Source organism: Halomonas sp. A020 (genome assembly GCF_027943625.1).
In the GTDB taxonomy this organism is placed as follows: Bacteria; Pseudomonadota; Gammaproteobacteria; order Pseudomonadales; family Halomonadaceae; genus Vreelandella; species Vreelandella piezotolerans.
Genome location: NZ_AP022850.1, coordinates 3,069,676 through 3,087,293 on the forward strand (window position 1 = coordinate 3,069,676; position 17,618 = coordinate 3,087,293).

Annotated in this window: 15 protein-coding genes; 8 read left to right on the forward strand and 7 right to left on the reverse strand. The window is 58.6% G+C overall.

The annotated features are described in order from the left end of the window. The first annotated feature begins 61 nt into the window (after positions 1 to 61). From FRH_RS14290 to FRH_RS14305, 4 genes are read left to right on the forward strand one after another with little or no spacing between them, the layout of a single operon-like run. Positions 62 to 1,264 (forward strand): thiamine pyrophosphate-dependent dehydrogenase E1 component subunit alpha, encoded by a 1,203-nt coding sequence (locus tag FRH_RS14290; RefSeq protein WP_281998168.1) that lies wholly within the window; start codon positions 62 to 64, stop codon positions 1,262 to 1,264. A 1-nt stretch (position 1,265) separates the two neighbouring features. Continuing rightward, positions 1,266 to 2,243 (forward strand): transketolase C-terminal domain-containing protein, encoded by a 978-nt coding sequence (locus tag FRH_RS14295; protein ID WP_281997061.1) that lies wholly within the window; start codon positions 1,266 to 1,268, stop codon positions 2,241 to 2,243. Positions 2,244 to 2,260: 17 nt separating this feature from the next. Beyond that, a complete protein-coding gene (locus tag FRH_RS14300) occupies positions 2,261 to 3,517 on the forward strand; it encodes a 2-oxo acid dehydrogenase subunit E2 (RefSeq protein WP_281997062.1) in 1,257 nt (418 codons plus the stop codon). 18 nt (positions 3,518 to 3,535) lie between these two features. Next, a complete protein-coding gene (locus FRH_RS14305) occupies positions 3,536 to 5,407 on the forward strand; it encodes a protein kinase (protein ID WP_281997063.1) in 1,872 nt (623 codons plus the stop codon). A gap of 11 nt (positions 5,408 to 5,418) precedes the next feature. On the opposite strand, the gene FRH_RS14310 is transcribed toward FRH_RS14305, so the two are convergent. From FRH_RS14310 to FRH_RS14340, 7 genes are all read right to left on the reverse strand, one after another. After that, positions 5,419 to 6,015, reverse strand: a complete 597-nt coding sequence (locus FRH_RS14310; protein WP_153844032.1) for an ABC-type transport auxiliary lipoprotein family protein — start codon at positions 6,013 to 6,015, stop codon at positions 5,419 to 5,421. Between the two features lie 2 nt (positions 6,016 to 6,017). Continuing rightward, positions 6,018 to 6,959 (reverse strand): MlaD family protein, encoded by a 942-nt coding sequence (locus FRH_RS14315; RefSeq protein WP_153844024.1) that lies wholly within the window; start codon positions 6,957 to 6,959, stop codon positions 6,018 to 6,020. A gap of 5 nt (positions 6,960 to 6,964) precedes the next feature. Next, positions 6,965 to 7,789, reverse strand: a complete 825-nt coding sequence (locus tag FRH_RS14320) for an ATP-binding cassette domain-containing protein (RefSeq protein WP_219863648.1) — start codon at positions 7,787 to 7,789, stop codon at positions 6,965 to 6,967. Further along, positions 7,786 to 8,889, reverse strand: a complete 1,104-nt coding sequence (locus FRH_RS14325; RefSeq protein ID WP_219863650.1) for an ABC transporter permease — start codon at positions 8,887 to 8,889, stop codon at positions 7,786 to 7,788. Before FRH_RS14325 ends, FRH_RS14320 begins: the two co-directional genes overlap by 4 nt. An 82-nt stretch (positions 8,890 to 8,971) precedes the next feature. Then, positions 8,972 to 9,793, reverse strand: a complete 822-nt coding sequence (locus tag FRH_RS14330) for an IclR family transcriptional regulator (protein WP_219863653.1) — start codon at positions 9,791 to 9,793, stop codon at positions 8,972 to 8,974. A 142-nt stretch (positions 9,794 to 9,935) separates the two neighbouring features. After that, on the reverse strand, positions 9,936 to 11,144 hold the full coding sequence (locus tag FRH_RS14335) for a 3-oxoadipyl-CoA thiolase (RefSeq protein WP_219863655.1): 1,209 nt from the start codon (positions 11,142 to 11,144) through the stop codon (positions 9,936 to 9,938). A 45-nt stretch (positions 11,145 to 11,189) separates the two neighbouring features. Next, positions 11,190 to 12,722 carry a 3-hydroxyacyl-CoA dehydrogenase gene (locus FRH_RS14340; RefSeq protein WP_281997065.1) on the reverse strand — a complete coding sequence of 511 codons (1,533 nt, stop codon included), beginning with the start codon at positions 12,720 to 12,722 and terminating at the stop codon, positions 11,190 to 11,192. A 193-nt stretch (positions 12,723 to 12,915) separates the two neighbouring features. Here FRH_RS14340 and FRH_RS14345 point away from each other — a divergent pair, with 193 nt between their 5' ends. Genes FRH_RS14345 through FRH_RS14360 form a run of 4 tightly spaced genes read left to right on the forward strand, consistent with a single transcriptional unit; the run spans position 12,916 to position 17,517 of the window. Continuing rightward, a complete protein-coding gene (locus FRH_RS14345) occupies positions 12,916 to 14,067 on the forward strand; it encodes an acyl-CoA dehydrogenase family protein (RefSeq protein ID WP_153844029.1) in 1,152 nt (383 codons plus the stop codon). Beyond that, a complete protein-coding gene (locus FRH_RS14350) occupies positions 14,067 to 15,668 on the forward strand; it encodes a class I adenylate-forming enzyme family protein (protein ID WP_219863659.1) in 1,602 nt (533 codons plus the stop codon). Before FRH_RS14345 ends, FRH_RS14350 begins: the two co-directional genes overlap by 1 nt. Then, positions 15,665 to 16,135, forward strand: a complete 471-nt coding sequence (locus FRH_RS14355) for a PaaI family thioesterase (RefSeq protein WP_139528498.1) — start codon at positions 15,665 to 15,667, stop codon at positions 16,133 to 16,135. The genes FRH_RS14350 and FRH_RS14355 overlap by 4 nt, the downstream gene beginning before the upstream one ends. Next, entirely contained in the window at positions 16,132 to 17,517 is a 1,386-nt protein-coding gene (locus tag FRH_RS14360) for a hypothetical protein (RefSeq protein ID WP_219863661.1), read from the forward strand. Before FRH_RS14355 ends, FRH_RS14360 begins: the two co-directional genes overlap by 4 nt. Positions 17,518 to 17,618 lie beyond the last annotated feature (101 nt).

A 17,618-nucleotide genomic window follows, 5' to 3' on the forward strand; every position in this document is an offset into this window, starting at 1 on the left:
GCAAAAACGGTCATCACCGACAACACTGCCCTCAAAAGGGGTAAAAACAAGGACAATAATGATGACTCAGTACGTATACCAGCCGGCCTTCATGACCGGCGACGAGTTTGCCATCGAGACGTTCGCCCTGCTGAATCCCGATGGCGAGCTTTACGAAGGCGCTCGAGCACCCGAGATCACGCAAGAGCACGCCCGCCGACTGTATCAGGCCATGCTAGCCACCCGCATTCTTGATGAGCGCATGATGGCTGCTCAACGTCAAGGGCGTCTCAGCTTTTACATGCAGTGCACCGGTGAAGAGGCTGCCGTTGTGGGAGCGACGGCCGCACTGGACGATGCGGACATGATCATGGCCCAGTACCGTGAGCAGGGCGCCTTGATGTATCGCGGCTTCTCCATCGACGAGTTCATGAATCAGCTATTTGGCAACGAGCTCGATTACGGCAAAGGCCGTCAAATGCCGATTCACTACGGCTCCCGTAAACTGCACTATATGACCATCTCATCGCCGCTGGCGACGCAGATTCCTCAAGCCACCGGGTATGCCTACGGTCAAAAGCTGGCCGGTGAAGGTCACTGCACGCTGACCTTCTTTGGCGAGGGCGCCGCATCCGAGGGAGATTTCCACGCTGCTCTCAACATGGCGTCGGTGCACCAAGTGCCGGTCATCTTCTTCTGCCGTAACAATGGTTACGCTATCTCGACGCCAGCCACCGAGCAGTTTGCTGCCGACGGTATTGCTCCCCGTGCGTTTGGCTACCACATGCACGTGATTCGTGTGGATGGCAACGATGCATTGGCGGTCTTCGAAGCGACGCGTCAGGCAAGACGCATTGCGGTAGAAAAAAATCAGCCGGTGCTCATCGAGGCCATGTCTTATCGCTTGGCGGCCCACTCCTCTTCGGATGACCCCTCGGGCTATCGTGCGAAAAGCGAAGAGGAGGCGTGGCGCGTCAAAGATCCCTTGCTGCGCATGCAGCGCTGGATGGCGAAGAAAGGGTGGTGGAGCGATGAAGAAGAGGCCAGCCAACAAGAGACCTTGCGACGTGAAGTGCTGGACACCATGAAGCGGGCCGAAAAGCGCCCGCCGCCGCCGCTCGAATCGCTGATCAGCGATGTCTATGCGGATGTTACGCCCGCGTTGCAGCGTCAACTGGATCAGCTCAAGCGGCATATTCGTCGTTATCCCGATGCTTACCCGCGTGGCGCTCAGTCGCTCGATCCTTCCCTCTCGTCAACCGCCGATCACCAGGGGGATGCGTAAGATGACGACCATGAACATGCTTCAGGCGATCAACAATGCGCTCGATATCGCCATGGCAGAAGACGAAAAAGTGATCTGCTTCGGCGAAGACGTTGGGGTGTTCGGCGGGGTGTTTCGGGCCACCAGCCATTTACAGGAGAAGTACGGCAAATCGCGCTGTTTCAATACCCCGCTGGTAGAGCAAGGCATCGTCGGTTTCGCCAACGGGCTGGCTGCGCAAGGATCGGTACCTGTCGCGGAGATTCAGTTTGCCGACTACATTTTTCCGGCCTTCGATCAAATCGTCAACGAAACCGCCAAGTTCCGCTACCGCTCCGGGGATCTCTTCAATGTAGGTGGCCTCACCATCCGAACGCCTTACGGTGGCGGTATTTCGGGGGGACTTTATCACTCCCAATCACCCGAGGCCTACTTCACTCATACGCCCGGTCTGAAAGTCGTCGTGCCACGTAATCCCTATCAAGCCAAGGGACTGCTGCTCGCGGCCATCCGTGATCCTGACCCGGTGCTTTTTTTAGAGCCCAAGCGGCTCTACCGAGCGGCCGTGGGCGATGTGCCAGACGACGATTATCAGTTGCCCATCGGCGAAGCGGAGATCGTCAAAGAGGGCAGTGATCTTACCTTGGTCGGCTGGGGCGCACAGATGGAGGTAATCGGCAAAGCCGCCGAGCTAGCTGAAGAGCAGGGTATCTCTTGCGAGGTCATCGACCTGCGCTCGCTGTTGCCTTGGGATGTCGATACCGTGGCGGAATCCGTCTTCAAAACGGGCCGCATGATCGTCAGTCACGAAGCTCCTTTGACCGGTGGTTTTGCCGGAGAAGTCGCTGCGACGATACAGGAGCGCTGTTTTCTTTACTTGGAATCGCCGATTACTCGGGTCACCGGGTTGGATACCCCTTTCCCGCTGGTGCTGGAAAAAGAGTATCTGCCTGACCACCTGAAAATTTTTGAAGCGATCCGCGAAAGCGTGAACTTCTAGCGCTAGGGAGAACAGTCATGAGTGATTTTTTATTGCCGGACATCGGCGAAGGGATCGTCGAGTGTGAAGTGGTGGAGTGGCGCGTTGCCGAAGGCGACACCATCGAAGAGGACCAGCCCATCGTCGAGGTGATGACCGACAAGGCCCTGGTCGAAATTACGGCGCCCGAAGCGGGCACCGTCACCAAGCTTTATGTGCCCCAGGGGCAAATCGCCAAGGTCCACGCGCCCCTCTACGCGTACCAAACGGTAGGCTCATCTTCCAGCGAGCCTACGGCAGACGCCTCCACCGATCAGTCGACCGCTAACCCTCGAGAGTCCACGCCGCAACGTGACGACGTCGAGCCGTCGACGCGCGCTCCCGCCGAGCCGAGTGCTTTAGCCCATAAAGTCCCCGCTAGCCCCGCCGTTAGGCGTTTAGTCAGGGAGCACGATCTGGTGCTGGCGGACATCACCGGCAGTGGTAAAGAGGGGCGCGTGTTGAAAGAAGACGTGCTGGCCCACCTCAATGCACCGTCGGTCGCTGATAACGAGGCATACGTATCCCCACCGACATCATCGGGTTCGGCGCCCGCCAGGGTGGAGCCGCTGCGCGGCGTGCGTGCGGTGATGGCCAAGCGCATGGTCGAATCCGCCAGTTCCATTCCCCATTTTCATTACGGCGAAGAGATCGACGTCACCGAGCTGTTGGCGCTGCGCGAGCGTCTCAAGCCCCAGGTGGAGGCGCAGGGAGAGCGACTCACGCTGATGCCGTTCTTCATGAAGGCGATGGCGCTGGCTGTTGCAGAAACGCCGATCATCAATGCCCAGTTAAACGACGCTGCCGACGAGCTGAGCTACTACGACCACTGCAATATCGGTATGGCCGTCGATAGCAAGGCCGGCCTCTTGGTGCCCAACGTGAAAGGCGTCGAGCGGTTGACCCTGTTCGAGATCGCCAAGGAGGTCGGCAGGCTGACCCAGGCGGCGCGAGACGCGCGAGTCGATCAGGCCGACCTGAAAGGCGGCACCATCAGCATTTCCAACATTGGTGCTTTGGGGGGTACCTACGCCGCGCCCATCATCAACGCCCCGGAAGCCGCCATCGTGGCGATTGGCAAAACCCAATGGCTGCCGCGTTTCGATGAGCATGGCGCCGTGCAGCGCCGGGCGATTTTGACGGTGACGTGGGCGGGAGATCACCGCTTTATCGATGGCGGCACCATTGCTCGCTTCTGCAACGCCTGGAAAGGATTTCTAGAAGCGCCTGAAAGCATGCTTCTGCACTTGGCATGACCGTGTAGGCATTTTGTGATGAGTCAGGCGCCGCTGCAGCAGTTTTATATACCCGAAGAGCAGTCGGTTTACCTACTGAGCCATCATGATGCGCGTAAGCTCAAGGACTGGGTAGCGCTGTGTCAGTCACAGTTGGCCCAGTTGGGATACGCCGATATCGAGTTGGTGGGAAAAGGCGCTTACGGTTTCGTCTTTGCAGGGTGCGCTTGGCATCAAGGGGCTAGGGCCGACTATGTGTTCAAGTTTTCACGCATTACGCTGCCCACCCATCTGCAAGAGCGCCTCGAGGAGGAGGCGTTCATGCTCGATCAAGTGTCACACCCGCGGATTCCAAAGCTCATTACCTATCAGCGTGCCCGTGGTCAGTCGATTTTGGTCATGGAACGCGCGCCTGGCTGGAATCTAGAGCAAGTCTCACTCAAGCAGGGCAAGCTCTCGCCCCGCTTGATCGTGCGTATCGCCGCGCAACTGGCGGATATTCTCAAGGCACTGCGTCGTGAGGCCGGGCCGCACGCCCGGCCAGTGGTGCATGGTGATATCAAACCCTCCAATCTCGTTTTCGATTCGGTCAGTGAATCCATCGCGTTGATCGACTGGGGCTCATCGGTGTTCGCACAATTGGATGCCTCGCTGCAGTTCGTGGGTGCCAATGTAATGGAACTAATGTCGGACAATCTCCAGCAAACCAATGCCCGACTGGGGGACGTGTATTTCATTGGTGAAGAGCAGCTCAATGGCGCGCTCTCATCGCCGCGCTTCGACGAGCAGGGGGTGGCGGGGACGCTCTATGCGCTCGCGTCGGCGCAATCATGTCGTTTTGGCCATCGCGCCATACCGGCAAGCTCGCTCGGACTTCCCATGGAGTTCGCTCGCACGCTGGATGGCATGCTCGATCCCAACCCTCAGGTGCGCTATCAGGCGGGTAATTACTTCATCCGAGAAATGCCGCGCATGGCTAAATTGGTCATGCTCGATCTGCCTGGTGTGCTGCAAACACCGCTGGTGCCGGTGTGGGGTAAAGGCCGTCACCACGTGGCTACCGCCGAGATAGACACCGTGGTTTATAGCTCTCGTAAAGCCTTCTTGCGAGAGGCCCATTCCGAGGAGACGCTCAACGATGTGAACGATGTCCAGCTTGACCGCTACTACAAGCAGTTCATGCAGGGCATGGGCGAGACCGAAAAAGCCTTTTTGGCCTCGGTGAGCCGATTGGGCAAATATCCGGTGGTGGGTGGTTTGGCCGTACGCTGGGAGCGCGAGGGCGTGTATATCGATTCGTCGCTCAATTTGCATGACCCAGCGCTCAAGCCCGCCTTCATCGAGGCGGTGAACAACATGGTTCACTTGGCACGCGCCATTCATCGCCAGGGGGTATTCAAAAGCTGTTTGTTCAATGCCCGCCAAACCCTGCACTTAGAGCGCGCAACCCCCGAGGAAGCGTTTCATTGTGATCCCGATACGGCGATTGCTTACGAGGTGAGCGCCGTACCCGAAATGGAGGATCGCACCCGTCAGCATAGCTATTTCGAGGATGGCCCGGACCCTGAGGAGCTGTTGGTGTTGCCGGATACCATCATGCGAACGCTCAAGCGGCTCAACGAGATCCATCACACAGGCATGATCATTTTCGAAGCGCTACCCAAGCATCTCAAGATCCACAGCTACTATCGGCTACTCGATCCCCGGCGGGAGCAGGAGTTTCGGGATTTGCTCAGTCGTATGCTCGCTGCCGTCAGTCAAATAGAGGGACTGGGCGTGTCGGGGTTCATGAAGATGCCGTACAAGGACACTCGTTTTTTTACCCATTTAGAGCGACAGCCGGAATACTTCTACCCCAAAGATCCAAAAGAGTATCTTAAGCGGTACTCGCACTCCTCACCGCCATACTAGAAACGGCCTTTTCATCTAGGTGCATTGGCCGCGAGCCAGCGTGCCAACTGCTCGGTCAAGCGGTCGGTGGCGCTGCCAAAGGCGTTGACCACGTCAGGTATTTCCGCGCTCTTGGCACGTTCGCGAATCGCGAAACTGGTAGAGGCCGTTGGTTGTTGATCTGCGCCGACTAATTGAACGTCTAACTGTAAATTGACGCTGGGCGGGCTCACGTCGTATTCGCTTTGGAAGTGACGGAGCTCGCTCAGTAGCAGCAGGTCATAAGGAAGCCGATCGCTGCTCACATCGGCGAATAGAGCGTGCTGTTGCAAGCCAGCAATGAGCTTGGCCTGCAGCAGTTGGGGGGCATCTTCATGCCATCGCGCGCCTTCATACACATTTACCACGTTGCCTTCGGGAAACACTACGATACGGTTGCTGCTTAGCAAGTGGCCCGCTTCTGGCGTTGCGATGCCAAGTCGACCCGGTAGGCGAGTGGCATCAGGGGTAGCCTGCGTTGCCATTGCAGGCAGTCGATACAGCGTCGATGGCGCCTTTTCGGGTAATACTGAGCAGGCCGAAAGAAGGGACAGCGCGCTCATCATGACGACGATGCGAAAAATAGGCATGTTCACGGGCGAAACTCCTCTACGTGGTCGCGGCCAAGGAAAAAGTCCGTTGGACTCTCTTCGAGCTCTCGCGTAATGCGATCAAGGGTGGCGAGTGTCGAGCGGAGCGCCGCGAGCGCTGGGGCGATGTCGCGAGTGCTTTGTAAGGTGCCTTCCACGGCCCCTGCGTTATCGTTTACCAATTGCTCTATCCGCTGAGCAGCACTAGCAACGTCGCGGCTGGCGTTCTCGGCACTGCGCATGACTTGTTGGCCCTCTTGGTTCAGCAGTCGATTCGCCTCCTGGCTAAGTGTCTCGATGCTCTCGAGCGTGGTGGTGGCTTGGCGTGACACATCGCCAAAAAGCGCCATGTTTTCATCCAAAGCAGCCTGCTGAGAGGCAATCATTTCCGTGATTTGGGCAATGTTGGTCAATATGTTGCCCGCCTGCTGTCGATTGTCGTCATTGAAGAGTTCGTTCACGCTCTGAAGGATCGCGTTGAGGTTCTCGATCATCTCCTCGCCCTCATCGAACAGCGTGGCAATGGGCGACGGGTCGGCTGGGATGAAGGGGGCCGTGTCGTTACTTTGCGATGATAAGCGTGGGCTAGCCGGCGTTCCGCCATATAGCTGCACCGACATGCTACCGGTAATGCTGGCAAACGCTAATTTTGCCCGTGTATCGACTTTGATGGGCGTGTCTTGATACACGCGAATCCGAGTAATCACTTGGCGGGGGTCGTCAGGGTTCAAGGACAGCTCGGTGACATCGCCGACTTCGATGCCGTTGTACTGTACCTTGCTGCCCTCCGAGAGGCCGCTGACGTTGCGTTCGAACAGAATACGGTAAGGTAGGTAATCCCGTTGGCCAGCGTCATAGCTCATCCATATCGCAAACAGCAGGGCGGCCGCAGCCGTTAACACGGTAAACAATCCAATCAATACATGGTGTGCGCGAGTTTCCATGTGCGTCACTCCTTAGACGATGGTGTGTCAGCAGCACGCTGTGCAGCGCGTCCACGCGGACCGTTAAAGTAATCTTGTACCCACTCGTCGTCCGTTTCGGCGACTCGCTCCAGCGTATCGGCGACCAAAACGCGCTTTTGTGACAGCACGGCAACGCGATCACAGGCTGCGTAGAGGGTATCCAGGTCGTGAGTGACCAAAAAAACGCTGAAGCCAAGTGCATCGCGAAGGGTCACGAGCAACTGGTCAAACGCAGCGGCACCAATGGGGTCGAGCCCGGCTGTCGGTTCATCGAGGAATAAAATGTCCGGGTCCAAGGCGAGCGCTCTGGCAAGGGCTGCACGTTTTATCATGCCCCCTGAGAGTGATGCTGGAAACTGCCGTGCCGCTTGCGGTGCCAAGCCCACTAAAGAAAGTTTGATGCGCGCCAGATATTCAGCCTCTTCCCGAGGCAGCCCAGCGTGCTCAATGAGCGGTAGCGCGACGTTCTCTTGCAGATTGAGCGAACTAAACAAGGCCCCGCGCTGGAAAAGCACCCCAAAGCGCCGTTCGATTTGGCTGCGCTGGGAGCCGCTTAGCGCATTCAACCGCTGGCCCAGCACCTCGACGGTGCCATCATTAGGATGCTTGAGCCCTACGATACTGCGTAGCAGGACCGATTTACCCGTGCCAGAACCGCCAACGACGCCGAGAATTTCTCGACGATAGAGGGTCAAATCTACTCCTTCGTGAACGACATTATCGCCAAATCGATTTACCAGCCCTTGCACACAAATGACGGCTTCCTTGCTTTGACATTTTTGCGATGTCGGAGAAGATCTGTCGTTCACCAGCCCATCTCCATGAAAAATAACGCCGCTAATGCATCGATGAGAATCACCATGAAGATGGCTTGCACCACACTGGACGTCGTGTGGGCACCCACCGATTGGGCGCTTCCGCTGACGTTGAATCCTTCCAGACAGCCAATGACCGCAATTACGAAGGCAAAGACCGGTGCTTTGCTCAATCCCACTAGGAAATGCGTTACCGACACATCTTTTTGCAGCGTTGCCATAAACTGGCTAGTAGAAATATCCAGCGACAGCGACGCCACTACCGCACCGCCCAAGAGGCCGCTTAGCATGCCGACAAACGCCAGGAGCGGCAGGCTAATCAACAGCGCCATCACCCGAGGAAGCACGAGCAGCTCGATAGGATCTAGCCCAAGTGTCTTCAGGGCATCGATCTCTTCATTGGATTTCATCGCACCGAGCTGGGCAGTAAAGGCGCTGGCGGTGCGACCTGCCAAAAGAATGGCGGCTAGCAGCACGCCGAACTCACGCAGAAAGGAGAACGCCACCAGGTCAATGGTATACACCGTTGCGCCGAAATCTTCCAACACGGTCGCCCCAAGAAAGGCCACCACGGCCCCCACCATGAAGGTAAGTAGCGCAACGATAGGCACTGCATTCAAACCACTTTGCTGAACATGAGCAACGGTGGCGGTCATACGCCAATGGCGGGGGCGAAACAGCAGCGAAGCAAACGTCGCCAAGACCAAGCCGATAAACGCCAATAGCTGCCGCTGTTGCGCTGTCATGGCCACCATTTGGCGGCCCACCGATGCCAACGCATCGGTGATCCGATGGGAATGAGTGCGCGTGCTCTCGACAGGAGCCTCCATGGCTTCGGCAATCCGAATCAGTAACATCTGCTGCGCGTGGGGTAGGTCGTTGGCAGCCTGTTTGGTTTTGTCGATCCCTAAGAGCTCGACGATCAGCGCCGCACCGGCAGTATCGAGTGCTTCGAAGCCAGGCAGTGATAGCGATGCCGAACCTAGTTCTTCGCGCCGCTTTAGAACGTGCTTTAGCTCGGTATAGTGGCGTAGCGTCCACTCGCCACCCAGTGTAACGACCTCACCCTGTTGAGTGATCCACTCGTTTGGCATCCCTGCTCCTCAGTGCGTTCACATGACAGTGAAGACCATGATGCAATCAAACGAGCGTTAGTGAAAGGAAAGACGACGTTTCTTAACGTGACGCACGATACTTGGGCGCCAGCTCCTGCTTGATTTTGGCAGCTACCTCTTTGAGTCGAGGTCCAAGGTTATGGACCAGTCGGTCATGATCCAACCGCAGGCTAGAGCCGCCGCAGTTGATGGCCATCACTTCGGCACCATCCTCTAAAATGAGCGGCATGGCAACGGCGCTGATATCCCGCTGCCAATCCTGCTCGGAGAGGCAAAAGCCGTACTCGGCATAATCGCGCAGACTCTGCTCGATACCAGCCTGCAGGCGGGGCCAATCGCTGCCGTGAAAGGCAGCCAGCTCTTGCATCACCTGCTGGCGGCGCTCACCCGATAACCCGCACAGCCAAGCGCGGCCAATCGCTGACGTGGCAATCGGTAGGCGTGAGCCAACATCTAGCCGAATGATCAGCGGCCCGTGGCCGTGACAGGTTTCCAGATACACCATGTCGCTGCGGTCGGCACCGCCCAGGCTGACATTACAATCGGTGGCGTCGGCAAAGTGCTGTAAGTGGGGACGGGCAATTTCGCGAATGCCCATATTGGCCAGAAAGCGGTAGCCCAATGCCAGCACACCCGGCCCAAGGCGGTACTTCTCCAAATGGCGGTTATGTTGCAGGTAGCCTAATTGGGTCAGCGTATAGGTCAACCGAGACACCGTGGGGCGGGGGATTTGGGTACGATTCGAGAGCTCTGCATTGCCCAGGTACTCCTCACCCGTCCCAAAGGCACGGAGTAGTTCTAGCCCACGCGCGAGCGCGGTGACAAAGTTGCGATCTTTTTCCGGTGATTGCGGCTCATCGGCAGCGGCGTCGGTGGGTTCCATCAAGCGTCTCGGCTAATCAATCATTGAGTGGTAAGTATCGCATACCTGCGCTGGGGCGTTGCAAAGCGTGAAAAGGAAGCTTAGTCAACGCTTGGCCTGCGACGCTGTTTGGCAGCGCCGCTATGTTGGGCGGCTATCGCGGTTAGCGGTCCACACGCTCGATGATGGTCGCAATGCCCTGGCCAACGCCAATGCACATGGTGACTAACGCATAGCGGCCGCCGGTGGCTTCTAGCTGGCGCAGGGCGGTGAGGGCCAAGCGCGCCCCAGAGGCACCCAGCGGATGGCCAATGGCAATCGCGCCGCCGTTGGCATTCAAGCGCGGGTCGTCGGTGGAGAGCCCCAACTGTTGAACGCAGCCCAACACCTGGACGGCAAAGGCTTCGTTGATTTCAATCACGTCCATCTGGTCAAGCGAAAGGCCAGCCCGAGCCAGCGCTTTTTGCGAAGCGGGTACCGGCCCCAAGCCCATGACGCGTGGGGCAACGCCCGCCACGGCGCTGGCAACGATACGCGCTCGCGGCGCAAGCCCAGCCCGCTCGCCTGCCGCACGCGTGCCTACGATCAGCGCGACAGCCCCATCGTTCAAACCAGAGGCGTTGCCTGCGGTCACGACACCGCCTTCGAATAGAGCACCGAGTTTGGCCAGTTTCTCTTCGGTGCTTTCAGCTCGCGGGTGTTCATCTTTATCTACCAACCGCGGCGGCTGTTTGCGCCCTTGGGGTACTTCGACGCCAAACATTTCGCCGTCATAGAAGCCGTTTGCCAGCGCCTGGGCATAGCGCGCCTGCGAACGGGCGGCAAAGGCATCGCTGGCTTCGCGGCCAATGTTCAGGTCGTGGGCGATGTTGTCGGCAGTTTCCGGCATGCTGTGGCTGCCGTACTCTTTGGCGATCCAGGGGTTAGGGAAGCGCGATCCGATCACGGTATCGAACATCGGTTGATTGCGCGCGTAGGGGGAGTCGGCCTTGCCCAGCACGTAAGGCGCGCGGGACATGGACTCCACGCCGCCAGCCAAAAATAGCTCGCCCTCGCCTAAGCGAGCGGCGCGGGCGGCATCCATCATGGCGGCTAGGCCGCTGCCGCACAGGCGGTTGACGGTTTGGCCTGCCACCTCAATCGGCAGGCCCGCCAGCAGCGCCCCGTGACGCGCCACGTTACGGGAGTCTTCCCCCGCTTGGTTCGTACAGCCTGCCAACACTTCTTCATAGCTCTCTAAGGCAAACGGATTACGCGCTACCAGTGCTTTTAGCGTTAGCCCCAGTAGTTCATCCGGGCGAATGGGCGCCAGGCTGCCGCCATGGCGACCAAAAGGGGTGCGTAATCCGTCGTAAATATAGGCGTCTTGCATGGTTATTCTCCTGGTTCGGTAAGCCGTATTTGACACTGAGATGTGTCAGCCTCTTGGCCCGTCGGTCAGCGGCATACCCAGCGCGGCGCGGCGGCGCAGCCACGGGCTGGGGCGGTAGCGGGGGTCGCCGGTGGCCTCCAATAGGTTGTTCAAAATGGTCAGGATGCGCGAAGCGCCGTAGTGGTCGCCCATGTGCAGCGGTCCAAACGGGTAGCCCAAGCCAAGCTCCACCGCGCGATCGATGGTGGCGGGGGCTGCGACGCCTTGCTGAGCGATATCGGCGCCCACATTGACGATGCATGCCACCACCCGCTGCAGCACAAAGCCGGTGCTGTCTTGAAGCGTGCTGACCGGGGTGCCATCAGCATTTAATAGGCTGGCAGCGGCATCGATCAGATCGGGGCGGGTAATGGGGGAGGCCATCAGGCTGCGGCGTTTATCCAGCCCCGCCAGCATATCCACCGCGACGCACTGCTCGGCATTCAAGCCTTGGCGCAGCGCGCACTGAGTGGTGTCTTCGCCCAGCGGTGTCAGCAGGCACAGCGCCTCTGAAGAGGGCTGAGCCGCACTTTCTAGTGGCCAGCCCGCTGTGGTAACCAATTCGGCAAGCTGCGTGGCGCTACCCGGGTCGTCTTGGCTGATCCACACGGGGCAAGGTGGGGTCGACGCAATGGCGGGTTCTTCCGGCATCTGTTGCTGGCCATTCACGTAGCGATAAAAGCCTTCACCGGTTTTGCGTCCCAGCAAGCCTGCTGAGAGCCGCTGGCGGGTGAGGGGTGACGGGCGAAAGCGCGGCTCTTCGTAATATTGGTGGTACACCGACTCCATCACTGCATGGGAAACATCCAGGCCTGTCAGGTCCAGCAGGGTAAACGGCCCCATTCGAAAACCACCTTGATCCACCATGATGCGGTCGATGGTAGCGGGGTCGGCTACGCTCTCACTCAAAATGCGCAACGCTTCAGTACCGAAGGCGCGCCCGGCGTGATTGACCAGAAACCCGGGCGTGTCAGTGGCCTGGGCCGTGAAGTGGCCCATCGCAGTACCCAAGGCATCGACCCGCTGGGTGACATCGTAAGCGGTACGTAACCCCGGAATCACTTCGACGATTTTCATCAGCGGAACGGGATTGAAAAAGTGGAAGCCAATCACGCGCTCTGGGTGCTGGCAGGCCGCTGCAATGGCAGTAACGGAGAGTGAAGAGGTGTTGGTGGCCAGTACGGCATCCTGGCGAACGATGCTCTCTAAATCGTTAAACAGTCCCTGTTTGGCCTCCAGCTTCTCGATAATGGCTTCAACGACGATATCGCAGGGGGCGAGGGCCGCGAGGTCGCGTGCTTCGATCAATCGCTCCCCGTACTGCTCGGCTTGGGCTTGAGTAATACGCTGCTTGTCGGCGCTGCGCTGCCATAACCCATGAATAAAGGCAGTCGCTTCCGCCACCGCGCCGTCTTTGACATCGAATAGCATGACGTCGAGGCCTGCCTGCGCGGCGAGCTGGGCAATGCCTCTCCCCATGGCTCCCGTGCCGACGATACCAAGCGTTTTGAATGAATGGGCGACTGCGTCATAAGCCATAGGTCAACATCCTCGCTGCTAGTATTTTTATTCTGCATTGCAAAATAGCATTTCGTTTATTGACTGCCATCCTAGGCTATGCAAAAGTGCCTGACAAGAGAATGAACGCTAGTTTCGCCATGCAGAACTATGGCAGGCCTCACTGCCCGCGCGAACGCCAACCATAAAAATATCGTTGCCACCAGGAGCCGTTATGATCCGTGATCCCGAACTGTTGAATCAGTTGGTTGATACCATTGCCCGCTTCGTCCGGGAGCGTTTAATTCCCAATGAGGCGCGGCTGGCCGAAGAGGATGCAGTGCCCGCCGAAATTTTGTCGGAAATGAAGGAGATGGGGTTGTTTGGGCTATCCATTCCTGAAGAGTACGGCGGGTTAGGACTCACCATGGAAGAAGAGGCGTTGGTGGCCATGGAGATCGGCAAAACGTCTCCCGCGTTCCGCTCGGTATTCGGTACCAACAATGGCATCGGCGCTCAGGGGATTTTGATCGATGGCACTGACGAGCAGAAAGCCAAATACGTGCCGCGCTTGGCCACCGGCGAGATTCTCAGCTCGTTCTGCTTGACCGAACCGGACTCTGGCTCCGATGCGGCTAGCTTGCGCACCACCGCCGTGCGCGATGGCGACTACTACGTGTTGAATGGCACTAAGCGCTATATCACCAACGGCCCAGAAGCCGACCTGTTCACCGTGATGGCGCGTACCGACCCAGACAACAAAGGCGCGGGCGGTATCTCTGCTTTTATCGTCGAAGGCAGCACGCCGGGGCTGATCCGCGGCCCGGCGGATAACAAAATGGGCCAAAAGGGCGCACATACCTGCGACATCATCTTCGATAACTGTCGCGTACCGGCTGACAACATCATTGGCGGCAAAGAGGGACAAGGCTTTAAAACCGCCATGAAGGTGCTGGATCGTGGCCGCCTGCATATCTCTGCGGTGTGTGTGGGCGTGGCCGAGCGCTTGGTCGACGAGTCGCTGCGCTACACCATGGAGCGTAAGCAGTTCGGTGCGCCGCTGGCGGAGCATCAGCTGGTGCAGGCCATGCTGGCCGATAGCAAAACCGAAGCCTACGCAGGCAAAACCATGGTGATGGACGCCGCACGGCGCAAGGATGATGGCGAAAACGTCTCAACACTGGCCTCCTGCTGCAAGCTGTTCTGCGCCGAAATGGTCGGCCGCGTCGCGGATCGCGCCGTGCAGGTGCACGGCGGTGCGGGCTACATGTCAGAATACGCCGTCGAGCGCTTCTACCGGGACGTGCGTTTGTTCCGTATTTACGAAGGAACCACACAAATTCAGCAGCTGGTGATTGCCCGGAACATGGTGCGGGAGGCGTCCTAATGGCTCTGTCGGTCCCTTACCAAGCGCCAGACGAGATGATTTTTGGCCGTCAGGCCAGCGAGCTGTTAGCAGAACTCCCCGAGCGCTTGAGCACCCGCGTGCTGGAAAATGCGAAACGTTTAGCGGATCATCCCGCGCTGGTGGATGGCAGTATTCGCTGGAGCTACGCCGAACTGGGGCAAGAGGTCTACGCTGCCTGCGATTGGTTAGCCAATCTCGGCGTACGGCCCGGCGATCGTATCATGACGGTCAGTGAAAACTGTCGTGCCCTGGTGGTACTGCTGTTGGCCGCTAGTGAAATGGACGTTTGGGTCGCGATTGTCAATTCGCGACTCTCCGCTCAGGAAGTGGATTTGATCCAGGGCAACTGCCTACCGCGCCGGGTGTTTTACACCTGCGAAGCCTCTCAAGAGGCGAGCCAGCACTCCGAGCGCCATGCGGCCGATCGCTACCAGCATCCGCAGCTCGGCGGCCTAGCGATTTCACCGCTTTTCGAGAGCGAACCTGAGCCCGTTCACGCCAGTGGTGCCGAGCAGGTCGCCGCGATGATCTACACCTCAGGCACCACCGGCACACCGAAAGGCGTGATGCTCACCCATCGCGGCATTCTCTATATCGCTTCTATTTCTGGTGGCATGCGCCATCTGAGTGAAGGGCAGCGGGTGTACGGCGTGCTGCCCATGTCCCATGTGTTCGGCCTCTCATCGGTGTGTATGGGCTCGCTGTATAACGGCGCGTGCCTTTACACCGTGCCTCGCTTCGATGCGGCACAGCTGATGGCAACGCTCAAAGAGGAGCGCATTACCGTTCTTCAGGGCGTGCCCGCCATGTACGCTCGCGCCCTGGAGTATTTGAAGCGTGAGCAGCGTGCATTAGAAGCGCCCGCGCTTATCTATATGTCGGCAGGCGGCTCGCCGCTGGATAGCGATACCAAAACTCGCGTGGAAGCCGTCTTTGGGTTAACGCTTCATAATGGCTACGGCCTCACCGAAGCCAGCCCCACGATTAGCCAAACCCGCATCGATGATCGTCATCAGAGCAGCACCGTGGGCCGCGTGCTGCCGCTGTTGGAGTATCGGTTAGAGCCCTTAGGCAGCAGCGGCACGTCAGAAAAGGCAGGCGATGAGGTGGGCGAGCTATGGGTGCGTGGCCCCAATATTATGAAGGGCTACTTCCGCCAGCCGGACGCCACCCGCGCCACGTTAACGGAAGATGGCTGGCTCAATACCGGCGATATTGCCAAGCTGGATCACGATGATCAGCTCTATATCGTGGGTCGCAGTAAGGAGCTGATTATTCGCTCGGGTTTTAATATCTATCCGCCGGATGTGGAAGCGGTGATCAACGAGCACCCGGCGGTGACCTTAACCGCCGTGGTGGGGCGGCAGGTGGCAGGCAATGAGGAGGTGGTGGCGTTCGTACAGTGTGAGCCGGGCATCGACGTCGAGTTGGCAGAGCTCAAAGCATTCATTGCCGAACGGCTGGCACCCTATAAGCGGCCTACCCAGATCGTCTTCATGGATGCGCTGCCTTCCACCGCCAGTGGTAAGATTCTCAAGGGTCGACTGCGCGACCTGGCCCAAGGGGAGAGCGCTTTATGAGCGGCGTAGACAGCAACGGTGGCTCAACCACACCCCAGGCGCTGATGGGCTATCACGAATTGCTGGGCATGCACGTCGTGGAGTGGGAAGAGGGGCGCGCGGTGGTGGAGCTCACCATCGAGCCCAAGCACCTGAACCGCAGCGGCAATGTACACGGCGGTGTGCTGGCCTCGATGCTGGATAGCGCCCTAAGCTTGGCGGGCCTGCACTGCGATGTGCCGGGGAATATTCGTCGCGGGATGACGCTATCACTAACGACCACCTTCGTGGGCCCTGCTCGGCAAGGCGTGTTGCGGGCGACGGGCACGCTGCGCGGCGGCGGGCAAAAAACCTTCATGACCAGCGGTGAGATCGTGGATGAACGGGGCAACCTTGTCGCTATGGGAGAAGGCTCTTTTCGTCGCCGTAGCGGCAGCGAATCCTCGCAAGGTACTCCCGACCCGCAGTTGAGGGAGCCTAGCGAGTGAGTCCAGCCCGTCTGCGGGTTTCCTGTTTGTTACTGGTAACGCTTGCCACGCTGATTCATTTGGTCGGTGGCAGCGTTGCGTGGCAAGCCGTAGGCGTTGTGGCGCTGCTGCTCTATTTGGCCACCCTAAAAGGTCAACTCACCCGTATGGCCAAGGGGCTGCTGTGTGCTGCCGGCGTTCTCACGCTGCTCGCGCTATGGCGCTCGCCAACCTCCGGCCAGCTGCTATTCGAGGCGAGTGGGCGTTTTGCCTTTTTTGCCACCTTCGTGGTGGCGCTCAGCATGCTGCGTTTACCTGCCTACCGCTCCCGCCTAGTGCGCCGCTGTGGGCAGAGCATGCTGTTGCAGCCCCCCAGCCGCCGTTATCCGATCCTATCGCTGGGCTCGGCGCTGTTCGGCATCATTCTGAACATTGGTGTGCTCAACCTGTTTGCCGCCATGATCGAAAAGAGCAATACCCTGAGCGCCGCCCAGGGCCGCACCTGGGTACAGCAGGCCCGCCAGCGACGTATGATGCTGGCGCTACTGCGTGGATTTTCGCTGGCACCACTGATCTCGCCCATGGGCATCGGGGTGGCTGTGGTGCTGTCCAGCCTTCCCCAGGTCACTTGGCCACAGTTGGCACCCTATATTCTAGGGGCCGCCGCACTGATTTTTATGGCGGGCTGGATGGTGGACTATGTCACCGGCCCGCATCCACCCGCCAATAAAACCTATGTCACTCCTTCGTTGCGCCCATTGGCGCAGTTTGGCTTTTTGCTAATCGGTATTGTCGCGCTGGTGTTTTCCATTGCGTGGCTGCTGGATGTACGACTACCCATTGCCGCGCTGCTTGGCGCGCCTAGCGGGGCGCTTTTATGGCTGGCTTGGCAGCGTCGCAGGCTAGGCTATGGTGGATTGCCTGCCGCCATAACGACGGTCCATCGTCAGCTCCCTTGGTTGCTGTCTCCCAGTGCCAATGAAATCGTGGTGCTGGGAGCGGCAGGCTATTTGGGGCATGTATGCGTAGGCTTGGTGGATACTCATCAACTGGCGCCGCTACTGGCAGTGCTTGGCCCGCTAGGCGCATTCAACGCGGTGTTGGCGATGCTGATGGTGGTGGGGCTCGCGCAAATAGGTGTCAATCCGATTGTCACGGTGACGTTGTTGGTTGGCCTGTTACCCACGCTGGGCATCGAGGGGCTGTCGCCTGCGCTGATCGGGGCATCGTTGATGGTGGGCTGGGCGCTGGCGCTGATGTCGTCGCCCATGACCGCGTCGATGCTAATTCTTTCGCGCTTTACCCGCGTGCCCGCCACCCGCATTGGCTACCGTTGGAATGGCCGCTTTTTGGTCACGGTGATCCCGCTGTTAGCGTTATGGTTTGGTTGGTCGCCATTCTAAGGCGGTAGGTAGCATGAAACGCTTGACCTTTAGCAGGCGTTTTTTTATTGTGATTTTATAAAGTGAAATATAGTTTTACTATGCGGAATATAAACTGAGAA